The sequence below is a fragment of the Caballeronia sp. ATUFL_F1_KS39 genome (genome assembly GCF_023630985.1).
Taxonomy (GTDB): domain Bacteria; phylum Pseudomonadota; class Gammaproteobacteria; order Burkholderiales; family Burkholderiaceae; genus Caballeronia; species Caballeronia zhejiangensis.
This window is the reverse complement of sequence record NZ_JALQDZ010000017.1, coordinates 182,959-198,256: the sequence shown is the minus strand read 5'-3', so window position 1 is coordinate 198,256 and position 15,298 is coordinate 182,959. Positions and strand designations below refer to the sequence as shown.

14 protein-coding genes are annotated in these 15,298 nt (G+C 64.5%); 6 read left to right on the top strand and 8 right to left on the bottom strand.

Translation table 11 applies throughout. The features are described from left to right. Positions 1-19: 19 nt before the first annotated feature. Together NCR93_RS10975 and NCR93_RS10970 are read right to left on the bottom strand one after the other, a co-directional pair. Positions 20-679 (bottom strand): 2-hydroxychromene-2-carboxylate isomerase, encoded by a 660-nt coding sequence (locus NCR93_RS10975; RefSeq protein ID WP_008342696.1) that lies wholly within the window; start codon positions 677-679, stop codon positions 20-22. Positions 680-819: 140 nt separating this feature from the next. Further along, positions 820-2,295 (bottom strand): TAXI family TRAP transporter solute-binding subunit, encoded by a 1,476-nt coding sequence (locus NCR93_RS10970; RefSeq protein WP_250479432.1) that lies wholly within the window; start codon positions 2,293-2,295, stop codon positions 820-822. 627 nt (positions 2,296-2,922) lie between these two features. Between NCR93_RS10970 and NCR93_RS10965 the strand changes: the two genes are divergently transcribed. Together NCR93_RS10965 and NCR93_RS10960 are read left to right on the top strand one after the other, a co-directional pair. Continuing rightward, positions 2,923-3,294, top strand: a complete 372-nt coding sequence (locus NCR93_RS10965) for a BON domain-containing protein (RefSeq protein WP_008342692.1) — start codon at positions 2,923-2,925, stop codon at positions 3,292-3,294. A 225-nt stretch (positions 3,295-3,519) separates the two neighbouring features. Then, the gene (locus NCR93_RS10960) at positions 3,520-5,664 is read left to right on the top strand and encodes a D-(-)-3-hydroxybutyrate oligomer hydrolase (protein WP_250479431.1); all 2,145 of its coding nucleotides are present in this window, start codon (positions 3,520-3,522) and stop codon (positions 5,662-5,664) included. Between the two features lie 4 nt (positions 5,665-5,668). Here NCR93_RS10960 and NCR93_RS10955 read toward each other — a convergent pair whose 3' ends face one another. Both NCR93_RS10955 and NCR93_RS10950 read right to left on the bottom strand, forming a co-directional pair. Beyond that, positions 5,669-6,433 carry a DUF2242 domain-containing protein gene (locus tag NCR93_RS10955; RefSeq protein ID WP_034471610.1) on the bottom strand — a complete coding sequence of 255 codons (765 nt, stop codon included), beginning with the start codon at positions 6,431-6,433 and terminating at the stop codon, positions 5,669-5,671. 171 nt (positions 6,434-6,604) lie between these two features. Then, positions 6,605-6,955, bottom strand: a complete 351-nt coding sequence (locus NCR93_RS10950; protein ID WP_250532214.1) for a DUF4148 domain-containing protein — start codon at positions 6,953-6,955, stop codon at positions 6,605-6,607. Positions 6,956-7,339: 384 nt separating this feature from the next. On the opposite strand from NCR93_RS10950, the gene NCR93_RS10945 reads away from it, so the two are divergent. Both NCR93_RS10945 and groL read left to right on the top strand, forming a co-directional pair. Then, complete coding sequence (locus tag NCR93_RS10945) at positions 7,340-7,630, top strand: co-chaperone GroES (RefSeq protein WP_006999126.1); 291 nt, start codon at positions 7,340-7,342, stop codon at positions 7,628-7,630. 96 nt (positions 7,631-7,726) lie between these two features. Next, the gene (gene groL / locus NCR93_RS10940) at positions 7,727-9,367 is read left to right on the top strand and encodes a chaperonin GroEL (protein WP_008342681.1); all 1,641 of its coding nucleotides are present in this window, start codon (positions 7,727-7,729) and stop codon (positions 9,365-9,367) included. Between the two features lie 98 nt (positions 9,368-9,465). Here the strand turns inward: groL and NCR93_RS10935 are convergent, their stop codons facing one another. Genes NCR93_RS10935 through thiD form a run of 3 tightly spaced genes read right to left on the bottom strand, consistent with a single transcriptional unit; the run spans position 9,466 to position 11,569 of the window. Then, entirely contained in the window at positions 9,466-9,858 is a 393-nt protein-coding gene (locus tag NCR93_RS10935; RefSeq protein ID WP_175980444.1) for a hypothetical protein, read from the bottom strand. A 24-nt stretch (positions 9,859-9,882) separates the two neighbouring features. Then, positions 9,883-10,662 (bottom strand): DUF72 domain-containing protein, encoded by a 780-nt coding sequence (locus NCR93_RS10930; protein ID WP_250518299.1) that lies wholly within the window; start codon positions 10,660-10,662, stop codon positions 9,883-9,885. A gap of 31 nt (positions 10,663-10,693) precedes the next feature. Continuing rightward, positions 10,694-11,569: a bifunctional hydroxymethylpyrimidine kinase/phosphomethylpyrimidine kinase gene (gene thiD / locus NCR93_RS10925; protein ID WP_250518298.1), complete on the bottom strand. Its 876-nt coding sequence runs from the start codon at positions 11,567-11,569 to the stop codon at positions 10,694-10,696. A 309-nt stretch (positions 11,570-11,878) separates the two neighbouring features. Here thiD and NCR93_RS10920 point away from each other — a divergent pair, with 309 nt between their 5' ends. Together NCR93_RS10920 and NCR93_RS10915 are read left to right on the top strand one after the other, a co-directional pair. Continuing rightward, positions 11,879-12,049 carry a rubredoxin gene (locus NCR93_RS10920; RefSeq protein WP_008342674.1) on the top strand — a complete coding sequence of 57 codons (171 nt, stop codon included), beginning with the start codon at positions 11,879-11,881 and terminating at the stop codon, positions 12,047-12,049. A 352-nt stretch (positions 12,050-12,401) separates the two neighbouring features. Continuing rightward, positions 12,402-13,796 (top strand): hypothetical protein, encoded by a 1,395-nt coding sequence (locus NCR93_RS10915; RefSeq protein WP_175980442.1) that lies wholly within the window; start codon positions 12,402-12,404, stop codon positions 13,794-13,796. Here NCR93_RS10915 and NCR93_RS10910 read toward each other — a convergent pair. Continuing rightward, positions 13,793-15,289, bottom strand: coding sequence for a cryptochrome/photolyase family protein (locus NCR93_RS10910; RefSeq protein ID WP_250481603.1), 1,497 nt, complete (start codon positions 15,287-15,289; stop codon positions 13,793-13,795). The two genes, NCR93_RS10915 and NCR93_RS10910, sit on opposite strands and share 4 nt — an antisense overlap. Between the last annotated feature and the right edge of the window lie 9 nt (positions 15,290-15,298).

Genomic DNA, 15,298 nt, shown 5'->3' with positions numbered 1-15,298 from the left:
GTCCGCCATCCGGCCGCCGTCAGCTGAAATCGGCGTCTTTCGGCGCGATCGGCAGCGCGCTGATGCGTTTCACTTCCGCGCCGTCGAGCCAGTTCGGCGAGCGCGCGACGTAGAGCACCATCGGCAGCGTGTCTTCGCCCCAGAAGATCTGATCGTTGACGAGGAAAGTCGGCACGCCGAACACGCCCATCGCTACGGCGCGGTCGTTGTTGTCGCGCAGCTTCGCCTTGACGTCCTCATCCTCGATGCGCGTCACGGCCTCCGGCATGCCGACGTGCTCGCACAACGCCTTGAAGCCTTCCGGCGTCGCGGGATCGCGCCCTTCGCGCCAGATGTAGCGGAAGATTTCGCGCACGCGGGCGATGTCGCCGTCGGCGAGCACGGCAAGACGCAGCGCCTTGCTCGTATCGAACGGATGGGCGGGCGGCATCTTGAACGGAATGCCGAGCTGCTCCGCGCGAAACAGCGCGTGCCGGTAGGTGAAGACGCGCTTGGACGGAATCGTCGCGGCGTGCGGCTGGCCCCAGCGGTCGAGCAGCTTCATCAACTGGACGGGCACGAGCTCGAACGGCATGTCGGGCCACTTTTCATGCTGCTCCAGCAGCAAATACGAAAACGGCGATATGAAGTCGAAGAAAAAGTACGGATGACCGGTGCTGGTCGAATGCGGGGCACTCATGTTCCCTTCTCCCTGAGATTCCGTGGCTTTGCTCGCGCGGCGGCGCGCTCTGAGCCGCATCTGTTCGTTTTTTGTCGTGTCCTGCATGACGGATGCAGCGCGCGGCGTCGCATCCTTTTTTAACGTTTCTCCAACAGATATTACGTGCTGCCTTGCTCCGTGTCTGCTTGGCGAACGACACCGGCCGCATGCTGTTGCGCCATGTCGCGCGCGCGGGTTTGGTCGGCCGGGGCGACCGGCGCGTGCGCGAGACGCTCCCGCACGAAACCGATGTGCTCGCGCAGCACGTAGAACTGATCGGCGAACGCGAGCGGCATCTTCATGCGATTGACGGCCGTTTCGATCGCGTCGATGCGGTCGAGCAGGGCGTCGCGCTGCTCGGTGTCGGGGCCGCTGATCGCTTCCCGCTCTATCGCAATCAGCGCGCCATACCAGCGGTAGATGCGCGATTTCACGCGCCATCGATACAGCCCCGGCACGAGCCGCAAGCCCGGAATCAGCACGACGATCAGCGGCACCAGCACGACCAGCACGCGATCCGCGAGACTCGCGACCCAGAACGGCAGCGAACGGTACAGAAAGCTCTTGCCCGATTTGTAATAGCGCTCCGCGTTGTCGCTGATGCGGAATTCGTGCACGAGCGGCGCGGGGAATTCGTTCGCCCGCTGCAGCAGATTCGCGCGCCCGTGCACCTCGCGCGCGGCTTCGATCAGCAGATCGGAGAGCGCCGGATGCAGGCTGTCGCGCGCGACCAGTTCGGCGGTCGGCGCGATCATGTGGACCGCGCGCGGTGGCAGGTTGCGGGCGAAATCGAAGGCGCCCATCGGCAAGTCGATTTCCGTCAGATACGGAAAGCGGCGCGCGTAGGCGTCGGCCTGGGCGAAATCCATGAAGCGGATGCCGGACGTGCGCAGGAGCTTCGCCATCGTCGGCGGCTGCGCGGAGTCGCCGGTCAGAAAGGCTGCGTCGATCTGGCCGTCTTCGAGCGCTTTCGCGGCTTCGTCGCCGGCGAGCGGCAGCAGTTCCGTGTCGCCGCCCGGCTCGATGCCGTTCGCCTTCAGCAGATTCAGCGCGAGCACGCGCGTGCCGCTGCCTTCCGCGCCGATCGCGAGCCGCTTGCCCTTCAGCTCCGACAATCGGCTGATGACCGTCGCGCCGCGATAGAAGACCGCGAGCGGCACGTAGGACACGCTACCGAGCGATTCCAGATTGTCGTGCGTCGCGCCCGGCTTGGTCAGGCCGCCCTGCACGAAGCCGACGTCGACGTTCGATTTCGGGTCTTCGAGGCGCGTCAGGTTATCGAGCGAGCCTTGCGTCTCGAGGATGTTCAGCGTTACGCGGTTGCGCGCGAGGATCGTCTTGTATTTCTGCGCGCTCGTCCAGAACGAGCTGCCTTTCGGGCCGGCGGCGATGGTCAGCGTGCTCGGCGGCGCGGGCTGGATCAGCCGCACGGCGGCATAGAGCGCGGCCGCGCACACGAGCAGGATCGGGCCGAAGGTGAGCGCGAGATCGCGCCATGAGATCGCGACGAAGCGCGCGCCGATTCTCGGCAGGGGCTTGCGTTTGGGCGGGACGTCCGGATCGTGGCCCGGATTGTTTCCTGAAGGGTGGGTCATCTCGTCGGTAATCTTGAAACTTCGTGCGTGCGAGCTTACCCGATCGCGATGCGCCCACGTCTGCCCGAACGTGTTCGGCGAGGCGCGCGAGCGGCGCGTCCGGACGGCCGGCATGGCGTCGATGGTACATGAGATCGCGCGTCGCCCGGATGACCGCGGGCCCGGCGCGCCGTGTGACAGGCGTGTGTAGAAAGCGCGCGCGCTGTTGCTTGCGAACGGCGTCGCATATGGCCGCATTGTTAAATGCTTTGCGCTAATGGCCGCGCTGGGCTAAATTGACGTTCGCCGCCGCACGACAAGGCTCCTCGCGCGCCGCAGCCCGGAATGTGGGTGCGCGGACTGCCAAGCAGGGACCATGCGGCAGGTCATATTCGAGCCGGCGGGCGTCATCGCCCGAAAAAACCGGCCGTGATTTGTTTCGATCGCCAGTCTCTCGCAGCACCGTGAGCCGCATCCGCCGGCTTGCCGCCGCTATTCCCGCGTCAGTTTCAGGCGCCGGGCGCGCGCGGTCACGGTCAGCCGCTCGATGTCGTTGCCCAGCCGCTGGGAATGCGGCCCGCTTTTGAAGTGCAAAACGAGCGAAGTAGCAACTGTGCGAAGTCAACAAGCGAAACAAAAGGAGAAATCATGAAAGCAGTCGATCTGTTGAAGGCGCTGGGCGTGGTGGTGTGCGTGGCCGTGGCATCGAGCGCCTATGCGCAATCGAGCGACGCGGCGGCCACGAGCACCGACTCGGCAGCGGCGGCCAAGGCTCAGAAATCCGCGACCAAGAAAACCGATCGCAAGCTCGGCTACGACGTGCGCCGCGCGCTGTCGAAGGCGCAGGGCTTCGACGTGTCGAACGTGTTCGTGCGCGCGCGCAGCGGCGCAGTCACGCTGACCGGCACGGTGCCGGAAGGCGGCCAGATCGCCCAGGCTGAAGAAGTGGCGAAGGGCGTGCCGGGCGTGAAGTCGGTTTCCAACAAGCTCACGCTCGGCGTTCAAGGCGGCGGGCAATAATACGCGTCACAGGCAGTGGGCGGCATCCGTGATGCCGCAAGCTTCGCTCGTCTGGCGGGCGTTTGAACGGGCTCCGGCGTCTCCGCCGGGGCCCGTTGTCGTTTGGCGCTTTTATCGCCGGCGCGCATGAAATCAGGTGTAACTGGCGTTCGATCGGCGCGATACTCGCATTGTCGATCGCTTGAAAATCGCATCACTCAATCGGAACGGATGGCGGAGATTCAAATGAAAAGACTCGCGCGTTTCCCGAGGTTGCAGGCTTTGCAGGATGTGGCGCGAACGGCCGCGCTCGGCGCGCTGGCGTTGCTGGCGGCGGCGACACTAGCCGCATGCCACGGCGGCGATGACGACAACGGCGGCGGCCAGCCGGCCAACAGCTTGCCGAGCTTCATCTCGGGCTCAGTGAACACCCAGACTTACGATGGCGTCTCCGACGATTTGCTCACGGCCGGTCTCGGCAAGACGGGCCTCGCGTCGGCGACCGCGCCGACGTTCGCGAAGCCCGCCGCGCCGACGGCAGCCGAATTGCGACGTCTGGCGATCTATTCGAACTACCGCGCGCTCGTCGACATGTCGGCGAACGGCGGCTACGGCCGCTTCTGGGGGCCGAATATCGATCTGAACGGCAACGACTCGCTTGGCGAAGGCAAGATCGCGGGCAAGGAGTACATCGCCTACGCGGACGATGGCAGCGGCAGGCAGAACGTGAGCCTGCTCGTGCAGATCCCGACGAGCTTCAATCCGGACCAGCCGTGCATCGTCACGGCGACGTCATCGGGATCGCGCGGCGTCTACGGTGCGATTTCGGCGGCGGGCGAGTGGGGCCTCAAGCGCGGCTGCGCGGTCGCCTACACGGACAAGGGCAGCGGCAACGGCGCGCAGGAAATTTCGACGACGCTCGTGACGCTCATCGACGGCACGCTCGCCAGTGCGGACATCGCCGGAACCAAGGCGATTTTTAAGGCGAACGTGAGCGCGTCGGCGCTGTCGTCGTTCAATTCGGCGTTCCCGAATCGCTACGCGTACAAGCACGCGCATTCGCAGCAAAACCCGGAGCAGGACTGGGGCAAGAACACGCTGCAGGCGATCCAGTTCGCGTACTGGGCGCTCAACGACATGTTCGGGCCGGTCAGCGGATCGACGCATCAGGTGCGCTACAGCAAGGGCAGCATCACGACGATCGCGGCATCGGTGAGCAACGGCGGCGGCGCATCGCTGGCGGCGGCGGAACAGGACACCGATGGCTGGATCACGGCGGTCGTCGTCGGCGAGCCGCAGATCAATCTGAATCTGCCGTCGCAGGTTTCGGTGCGGCAGGGCGGCGTGCCGGTCGGCTCGTTCGGCAGGCCGCTCGCGGATTACATGACGCTCGCGAACCTGCTGCAGCCGTGCGCGGCGCTCGCGCCCGCTGCGGCAGGCGCGCCGTATCTGACGACGCTTCTGCCCGCCACGACCAACGCGATCCGCACGGCGCGCTGTGCGACGCTTGCCGCCAACGGCTTCGTCTCGGGCGGCACGACGACGGAGCAGGCGACCGATGCGCTGAACCGTCTGCATCAGGCAGGCTACGAGAGCGATTCCGACACGCTGCACGCGCCGATGTGGGATTCGCAGGCGGTGCCGGCCGTCGCTGTGACTTACGCCGATGCGTACATGAAAGCGAGCGTGCTCGACAATCTCTGCGAGTTCAGCTTCGGCACGACCAGCGCGGCGACGGGCGCGGCCGGCGTCACGCCGCTCGTCTCGCCGATGCCGACGATCTTCGGCAACGGCAACGGCGTGCCGCCGACCAACGGCATCAACCTGGTCTACAACGCGGGAACGACGGGCGCGGCGGATCATCGGCTGGCGACGCCCGATGCGAGCTACGCGGGCGCCGCCTGCCTGCGCGCGTTATGGACGAACGGCAACGCGACGATGGCGGGCAGCGTCAATGCGATCCGCGTGAACGCGAATCTGCGCGGCAAGCCCGCGATCATCGTGCAGGGCCGGGCGGATGCGCTCGTGCCGATCAATCATGCGTCGCGGCCGTATCTGGGTGCGAATCGCGTGGCGGAGGGAAGCAAGAGCCAGCTTTCGCTGTATGAGATCACGAACGGTCAGCACTTCGACGCGTTCCTGAGCGTGGCAGGCTTCGACACGCGCTTCATTCCGGTCCACTACTACGACATTCAGGCGCTCAACCTGATGTGGAACCACCTGAAGAACAACGCGCCGCTGCCGCCGTCGCAGGTGGTGCGGACGGTCGCGCGCGGCGGCAAGGCGGGTTCGGCGCCCGCCCTCACGACGTCGAATCTGCCGCCCATCGCGACCGATCCCGGCGCGAACGCGATCTCGGTGGCGGGCGGCATCGTCAACGTGCCGAACTGACGGTTCAGTGCGTCACGGTGGCCGCGGGCACTGCGGCCGCCGACGCCGCCGGGACTTCCGATGCGCCAGCCGCAGCCGCAGGCGCATCCGCATCCGGCCTCTGGATCGCGGTCGCGGCGGCGGGCGCCTGCACGACGATGGGCGTCGGCGTCAGCTCGGGCGAGCTCACGATGATCGACGGCGCGAGCGGCTTGCTTTTCACTTCGTCGCCGGCGACGGGCGCGCTGCGCGGCACCGTGTTCAGATAGTGGCCCATCAGACCGAAGAATCGGTCATAGAACTTGCCGGCGGGCACGGTCTCGCTGGAAATCTTGACCATCGCGTCGCTGTTCGAGCGGATCGGCAGCGACAGCGAGCCGAGCACGCTCAAGCCCACGCTCGCGGACGTGTCGCTCTTCTTGAGCGCATAGCCGTCCTGCACGGCGTTCACGTACGCGATGCTCTGGTTCGTCGCGTTTTCGCCGGGCGTGCAAACGACGTGGAACGACACGACGACGTGCGTTTCGGCGCTCGGCTGGAAATTCTTGGTCGCGTCGACGGTGTCGGGCTGGCCCATCGTCGTGAGAAAGCCTTGCGACAGCAGCGCACGCCGCGCGGCCTCGCAGGTTTCGTTGACGGTGGCGTCGAAATTGTGGGCGAACGGGCTCACGCCGGTGCTGAACAGCTCCTGCTGATAGCTCGGCGTGGTGGCGGCGCGGCCGCCGCACCCGACAAGGGCGGTCAGCGCGAGCGACACGAACACGAGACGCGACGATGCGAGAGATGACATGAGCGGCTTAAGACGGAGAGCGAGAGGAACGAAGAGAGGCAGGTGAAGATTGTAGTGCCAGCGGTATCACCGACGAAAAAGCGTGGGTCTTAGTTCCTTCAGCAAGTGAAAAGCCCGGCACGCGAGGCCGGGCTTCGTCGGATGCGGCGTCGCGCGCCGCTTTGCGTTCGCTTACGGACGATTGAAGTCGACCGGATTGGCATCGGCGGCGGGGCGGACGATACGGCTCAAAAAGCCGACGCGCGCCGGTTTCCCCGATGCCGACGCGCCATCGCTCACGCCGCCAAACGACGCGTTCGATGCGCTTTGTTGCGCGGCCACGCGCGCTTCGGCAGCCTGAATCTCGGCGGGATACGTGGCTTGATCGGCCATCGGCTTGTAGCCGGCGCGTTCGAGTTGAACGAGTTGGGCGCGCACTTGCGCACGGGTGGCAGGGCCGTCTTCGCGCGCTTGCGCGAAAGCCGGCGCGGCGAGTACGGCTGCAATGGCGATGGCGGGAACGATTGATTTGAACTTGAACATGATGACCTCCGGATGCTGTTTTCAGGAACGCCGCGGCGGAGTGTGTGTCTTTCCGTTGCTTCGTCGTTGAGATGCAGTCTAGGCTCCGGACGACCTAGGAAAAACCCTAATCTGACGAAATCACTTTTGTCGAATCGGCATTAATTCTGTCAATCGATTCTAAGTTTCGATTGATCTGATTTCCGCCTGTGGACGCAGTGCCGTTTTTCAAGAGCCAAGCTGCTTAAGCGTTTTCCCGGCCTTCGCGTCCTTGAAATTGTCAAAGCCGCTCCATATAATTGGCACTCACTGCACGAGAGTGCTAACAAGATTGCCGTCCGGCGAGTTTCTTCTCAAAGGACGGGTTTTCCCGCGTTTTCAGTCTCAATCAAGAGAGGAGTGTGTATGAACCTTCGTCCTTTGCACGATCGCGTCATCGTCAAACGTCTGGACCAGGAAACCAAGACCGCATCGGGCATCGTGATCCCTGAAGCAGCCGCTGAGAAGCCGGATCAAGGCGAAGTCCTGGCCATCGGCCCGGGCAAGCGCGATGACAAGGGCGCGCAAATCGCCCTCGACGTGAAGGTCGGCGACCGTGTTCTGTTCGGCAAGTACGCTGGCCAGACCGTCAAGGTCGACGGGCAAGAACTGCTCGTCATGCGCGAAGAAGACATCATGGCCGTTCTGGTCAAGTAAAGCATCCTTCCTGCACGTTCGGCTTCGTCTGCCTGAGCCGCTCGTCCGAGCGCCGCAGCGAAGCCAGCAAACCGAATCGAATCAAGGAGTTTGGATATGGCAGCTAAAGAAGTCACTTTTGGCGATTCCGCACGCGCCAAGATGGTCGAAGGCGTGAACATCCTGGCCAACGCGGTCAAGGTCACGCTGGGTCCGAAGGGCCGCAACGTCGTGCTCGAGCGCTCTTTCGGCGGCCCGACGGTCACGAAGGACGGTGTGTCGGTCGCGAAGGAAATCGAACTGAAGGACAAGCTTCAGAACATGGGCGCGCAAATGGTCAAGGAAGTTGCTTCCAAGACCAGCGACAACGCAGGTGACGGCACCACGACCGCTACCGTGCTCGCGCAATCCATCGTTCGCGAAGGCATGAAGTACGTCGCATCGGGCATGAACCCGATGGACCTTAAGCGCGGCATCGACAAGGCCGTGGCTGCAGCAATCGAAGAACTGCGCAAGATCAGCAAGCCCTGCACGACGAACAAGGAAATCGCGCAAGTCGGCTCGATCTCGGCGAACAGCGACACGTCGATCGGCGAGCGCATCGCTGAAGCGATGGACAAGGTCGGCAAGGAAGGCGTCATCACCGTCGAAGACGGCAAGTCGCTGCAAGACGAGCTGGACGTTGTCGAAGGTATGCAATTCGACCGCGGCTACCTGTCGCCGTACTTCATCAACAACCCGGACAAGCAAGTCGCCGTCCTCGAAAACCCGTTCGTGCTGCTGCACGACAAGAAGGTTTCGAACATCCGCGATCTGCTGCCGGTTCTGGAACAAGTCGCGAAGGCTGGCCGTCCGCTGCTGATCATCGCTGAAGACGTCGAAGGCGAAGCGCTGGCTACCCTGGTCGTCAACAACATCCGCGGCATCCTGAAGACGGTTGCTGTCAAGGCTCCGGGCTTCGGCGACCGCCGCAAGGCCATGCTGGAAGACATCGCGATCCTGACCGGCGGTCAAGTCGTCGCGGAAGAAACCGGCCTGACACTCGAGAAGGCAACGCTGGCTGAACTGGGCCAGGCGAAGCGCATCGAAGTGGGCAAGGAAAACACGACGATCATCGACGGCGCTGGCGAAGCCGTGAACATCGAAGCTCGCGTGAAGCAAGTGCGCAAGCAGATCGAAGAAGCGACGTCGGACTACGACCGTGAAAAGCTGCAAGAGCGCGTGGCCAAGCTGGCCGGCGGCGTTGCGGTGATCAAGGTCGGCGCTGCGACCGAAGTCGAAATGAAGGAAAAGAAGGCACGTGTCGAAGACGCACTGCACGCAACGCGCGCAGCTGTGGAAGAAGGCATCGTGGCAGGCGGCGGCGTTGCGCTGATCCGCGCTCGCAAGGCGATCGACGGCCTGAAGGGCGCGAACGCAGACCAGGACGCTGGTATCAAGATCGTCCTGCGCGCAATGGAAGAGCCGCTGCGCCAGATCGTCACGAACGGCGGCGAAGAAGCTTCGGTCGTGGTGGCAGCAGTTGCTCAGGGTACGGGCAACTACGGCTATAACGCGGCAACCGGCGAGTATGGTGACCTGGTGGAAGCCGGTGTCGTCGACCCGACGAAGGTGACGCGCACGGCGCTGCAAAACGCGGCATCGGTGGCTGGCCTGCTGCTGACGACCGACGCAGCTGTCGCCGAACTGCCCAAGGAAGATGCTCCGATGCCTGGCGGCATGCCCGGCGGCATGGGCGGCATGGGCATGGACATGTAATCTGGCGAAAGCCGATTACATCGGCGCGGGCTTCGAAAGAGGCTCGCGTCATGCCGAAAGAAGAAACCCGCAGCGATGCGGGTTTTTTTTCGTCCGGATTATTTGTTCATTTCCTCGCGCAACTTCTGCGCGGCGGCCTTGTAGTCGTACGTCGGATAGAACTCCGTCCGATATCCGCCCCATGCTGTGCTTTCGATCGCGCGGTTGACTTCGCGCAACCGGTCGGCGGGTACGCGCAACGTGACGACCTGACCGATTCCCATCATCACGTACCACGACACTACTTCGACGCCCGGCGGCGGAAACTGCTTGAAGTAGCCTTGCTCCTTCAACTGCTGATTGATCTGGGGCAGCGTCTTCGATTCGTCGTGCTTGAGGAAGATCGTCAGCAGGAACGTGCCATCGCCGGCGGGCGTGGCGTTCTGAGCGTGTGCCGGCGTGGCCGTGAAAATGCAAGACGCGGCGAGCGTGGCCGCAAGCAGCTTGAGCATCTGAGGAAGCCTCCAAAAAGAACTTCAGACCTTGTGATGAATCCGCAGCCGCTCCATCAGATGCAGCGCGTTGGGCTGCGCGTGGCCCTCGGCGGTGTTGTCGAAGATGCACCAGACTTCGGCCGTCTTCTTCGCGCGGTTGTGCAGCGTGCGCGCGAGTTCGTCGAGATACGTGTAGTCGTACGAAGACCTGTATAACTCGGGCGAGCCGTGCAGCCGCACATACACGAGCGATGTGTCCGCGCGATGCTTGATCTCGCATTCGTCGGGAATCGGGTCGGCGTCGACGTATGCAATGTGATGCGACTTCAGCAACGCTGCCGCGTGCGTCGTGAACCAGCTATGTTCGCGCGCCTCGCACGCGACCGGCAACGTCGTGCGCTCGCGCAGCGCCTTGAAAAACGCGTCGGCGATGTCGTGATTGAACGGCAGGCTCGGCGGCAATTGCACGAGCCAGCATCCGAGCTTGTCGCCGAGTTGGCCGGCCGCGCGGAGGAAGTCGTCGAGCAGCGATTCGATATCGACGAGACGCGCGTCGTGCGTGATCGCCTTCGGCAGCTTGACCGAGAACCGGAATGACTCGGGCACGCTGTGCGCCCAGTTCGCGTAGGTCTGCTCGCGATGCGGCTTGTGGAAACTGGAGTTGATCTCGACGCACGTCAGAACGTGCGAGTAGCGTTCGAGATGAGTGCCTTCATGCGGAAAGCTCGCGGAGGCACCGCTCGACAGGCCCCAGCCCGCGCAGCCGATGCGGATCGCGCCTTGCGGGCCGGGCTTGTGCAGATGGGGCAGTCGGTATGGCATGCGCTCGCGTCGCCTCCCTTCTTGTTGTGTGTCAGTGTCGGGCTTCTCCGGGCAATCCCGTTGGATCGTCGGGCAGCGCGGATGCGTCGCCTTCTTCGTCTGCATCGTTCGAGCGCGCCCAGAAAAAGCGATCCGGCAGATACGCGCCCATGCCGGGCCGGAACGCGGCGCGCGCGGCCTGAAACACATACTCTTGCGCCTCACGCGCGGCATCGGCAGGTTCCTGACCGTTGGCGAGCAGGGCGGCGACTGCCGAGCCGAGCGTATCGGTCAGGCCCATGATGCGTTGCACGCTGCGCTCCCACGTGTCCTGTCGCACGAGCCCTTCTTCGCTGTAGAGCGTGTTGACGTGACGATGCGTGCCGGTTTCCATCGCGAGCACGTACTCGCAGCCCTGCGCCAGAATGTGGGAAATCGCGGAATCGAGCGTCGGCGATTCCGCGTCGCTGTCGGGCTGCGCGAGTTGCAGTAGCGTGGCGTGATCGGCAATCAGCATGGTGGTCTGCGGCACGAGCAGATCGGCGAGCGATTCGCGCAGTTCATCGGCGGACAGGACGTGTTCGTCGTCGAGCGTGAAATCGGGCGCGAGGATCAGCGGCACGTCGTCGTAATCGGAGACGACTTCGGCGATGGCGGACACGAGCTCCGCGCGCGTCGCCGCGCCGATCTTGAAGGCGGCGATCGGCATGTCCTCTAGCAACATGCGCGCCTGCGTCGCGACGGTGTCCGGATCGAGGCCCGTCACTTCATCGCAGGTCGCGGAATCGCGCACCGCGTAGCCCGTCAGCACGGTCGCGCCGTGACAGCCCATGCTGGCGAGCGTCAGCAAGTCGGCCTGCAGGCCGGAGCCGCCCGTCGGGTCGGAAAGGCCGAAGGTGAGTACGATCGGAGGGGAATCGCCGGTCATGGCAAAAACGGACATTATGGTATTGGATTGCTTGAATGGACGATCGGCTCTAAGCGAACTCGTGCGCGCCTCGGCGCGTGAGCGAATGCCCGCTCGGTCATGTCTGATTATGCGGCCTAACGCCGCCAGGAATCTTTCTTTGCGCACTTTTTTCCGGTGCGCTAGCCTTCTTCACCGGACCCGGCGTGACGGCCGTTTCGACCGATGTCACGATGCGCGCACCGCAGGCGGGCGGCTTGCTAGGCATCGGCACGGCAACACGGTACCATCATGTCCTATTTTTAAACGACCAATCGACTCGGCATAAGTATGGAATACAGAAGCTGGATGTGCCTGATCTGCGGCTGGATCTACGACGAGGAGGCGGGATTGCCTGACGAGGGCATCGCGCCGGGCACGCGCTGGGAGGACGTTCCGATCAACTGGACCTGTCCCGAATGCGGAGCCCGCAAGGAAGATTTCGAGATGGTCCAGATCTGATCTTGTCGTTCTGCCGCGCCGCATGACTCGCGTCATGCGGCGCGCGTTTTTTGCGGACCGCGTACGTCGCTGACGGCGCGTGCCGCGCATGGGCCGCCGTCGGGCGGCCCGTCCGATTTTTCGGATTTTGCAGAGTCAGATAAGTTCGTTGCGGCGATTCCGGCGTCGACCGACGTTGGCGAACAAAGATGCGGGAAGCCTTTGCAGGTTCGGTTCCCGCACTGGCCCGTTAAGGCATACGCTTGAAGCAGGCGCGGCGACGCCGTCTCCCGCCTGTCGACGACGCATTTAAACGGCGGGTGACGATGGCCCTCCATCGCCGCGCCCGCGAACCGGCTTGTGAGCGCTTGTTATGACATCTCGTCCCGATCTGCCCGTTCCGTACGAAGCCTTGCCCAATCCGCGCGGCGGATCGGTGCGACTCGCAGAAATGGCGCTGACCGACGCGCTGCACGCGTTCCAGCGTCAGGGCGAAACCGGGGCGGCGCTCAAGCGCGCGATCGCCGCGTTGCATTCGGCGGGCTGGCTTCCCGCGCAGCGCTTCGCCGAGGCGCTGACGCTCGTCGCGCCGCTCGGCGAGGAATCGGAAGGCAGCCACGCGCGCATCGCCGATGCGATCGCGGTTTTTCGCGGTGCGGTCGAGCGGCGCAATCTGCGCGAACTCTCCTGCTCGACGGCGCTCTTCGATCACTATCGCGGCCTGCATGCGTTGCTTGCATCGCATACGCGCATCGCGCCGGTTTCCTACGATGACCTCGCCCTCGCGGGCCGCGCGATCGCGCCGGCGACGCTGCGCGGCGTCGCGCCCGAGCGGCTCGCGCACACGCGCGCGCGCTATGAGGAAACGTTGCTGAAACTCTTGCGCGGACCGGCCGAAGGCTCCGCCGACACCTTCGCGCGCCTCGACGCCTGTCTCGACGAACTTCGCGGCCCGGATCCCTACGATTTCTGGCGGCTCGCGTCGTCGGCGGTCGTGGCGCTGCGCGAGCGCGCGCAGCGCACCGGCGGCGAGCTGGACTACATCGCCGACGTCAAGCGTCTCTACGCGCGCTTCAACCTCGTGCTGGCGGATCAGGCGCACGCGCTGTCGTACGCGCCGCGCTCGCTCGTGCGCGCGACGCTCGCGCTGCTGTGGCGCGATTTCGCGCTGTACGGCGCGCGGCCGGAAGATGCCGACCACGTCGATGTTTTGCGCGATTACGGCCTGACGGTCGCGTGGCACGTCGCCGCGACGCCCGAATCGGAAGCGGCGTGGGAAGAGAGCGCCGCGCAGGCGGGCGAGGAAGCCTCGCGCGACGCCGCGACGCGCGATCTCGGCGTGCTGCGCGTGAACGCGAGTGCTTACGAGGACTTCCTGCAGAGCGCGGAAACGTCGATCGATGCGCTCGTCGAGCGCGGCGCGCAGGCGAACGAAACCGGCATGGTCGACGAAGCGGCGGCGCTGTCGGCGGCGGACGCGTCGCATCGGCTGGGCGCGGCGGCTTGCGCGCTGGGCCTCGGGCATGTCGCGCTCTTGGCGGATACGCTCGGCCTCGCGTGGCGGCGCGTCGCGCATCACGGCGAAACGCACGCCGATGGCGCCGAAGGCGCGACACGCGGCATCGACGCGACCGTGCCCGAGCGCGCCGCGCAAATGCTGCGTTCGATGCTGCATCAGGCGGCGGCCGGCATTGCGCCTTCAGAAGGGCGCGGATCGATCGTCGCGCTGACGTCGATGATCGAAAAACCTGCGCCGTTTGCGCGCTAGTCTTCGCCGCCGTCGTCGGGCGGAAGCTGCTTCGGGCCCGGCGCGCGCACGACGTCATAACGCATGAGCGTGCGTTTTCTGGCGGCTTCGTGATCGACGATCGGCTGCGGATAATCCGCGCCGAGCGAGATCTTCGCCGCTTTCAGCGCATCCGGTTTTGCAAGCCACGGCGCGTGGATATCGCGATCGGAAAGAGCCGCGATCTCTGGCACGTAATGACGGATGAACTTGCCCGCCGAATCGAATTTCCGTGACTGCGTGACCGGATTGAAGATGCGAAAGTACGGTTGCGCATCGCAGCCGCTCGACGCGGCCCATTGCCATCCGCCGTTGTTGTTCGAGAGCTCGAAGTCGTTCAGATGCGCTTCGAAGTACGCCTCGCCGCGTCGCCAGTCGATGCCGAGATCCTTTGTCAGAAAACTCGCCACAACCATGCGCAGACGGTTATGCATGTATCCCGACGCGTTGATCTGCCGCATCGCCGCATCGACGAGCGGATAGCCCGTCTGACCCGCGCACCACGCGGCGAAATTCGCGTCGGCGGCATCGCCCGTTTCCCAGCCGATGCGGTCGTACTCCGGCTTGAACGCGCGATGATCGCCGGTCACGCCGACGTGCGGAAAATGGTGCAGCACGGAGAAATAGAACTCCCGCCAGATAAGCTCGCCTAGCCACGTTTCGGCGCCCTTGTCGCCGTGACGCTGCGCATCGTGGGCGCTGCGGGCGAGCGCGCGGATCGACATCGTGCCGTGCCGCAGATGAACGCCGAGATAGCTCGGCCCTTTTAGCGCGGGGAAATCGCGCGTGCGGCCGTAGTCGATCATGCGGTCCCGGAAATCGTCGAAGAGTTCATAGGCGCCGCGCGTGCCGGCGGGAAACGCAGGCGCGGGTGCATCGCCGAAACCGAGCGCATCGAGCGATGGAATCGCATGCTTCACGTTCGACGGCGGCTTGGCGAGCGCGTCCAGATGTTCTTCGGATGCGTAGGGCGCAAGCGCATCGGGCGTGAGCGTCGCGAGCCACTTGCGCTTGTACGGCGTGAAGACGGTGTAGGGCTTTGCGGCGCCTGTCATCACATCGTCGTGATCGAAGACGGCCTGATCCTTGAAAGAGAAGAACGCGATGTCCTGACTCGCGAGCTTCTGCGCGACGGCTTCGTCGCGCGCCTTCGCCGCCGGCTCGTAATCGCGATTGACGAACACGGCGTTCGCGCCGCATTCGCGTGCGAGCGAAGGAATATCGTGCACGGGGTGCCCGTGCCGCACGATCAACGCGCCGCCCGCCTCGCGCAGCGTGCGATCCAGCTCGACGACGCTCGCGTGAATAAACGGCACGCGCCGGTCTTTTTTGTCGAGCGGCGCAAGAATATCGCGATCGAAAACGAAGGCGCACAGCACCCGACGGCACCTTGTAAGCGCGTGATAGAGTGCAGCATTGTCTGCCGCGCGCAGATCCCGCCGAAACCAGACCAGACCCACATCAAAGTCGGCCATCTCGCAGCG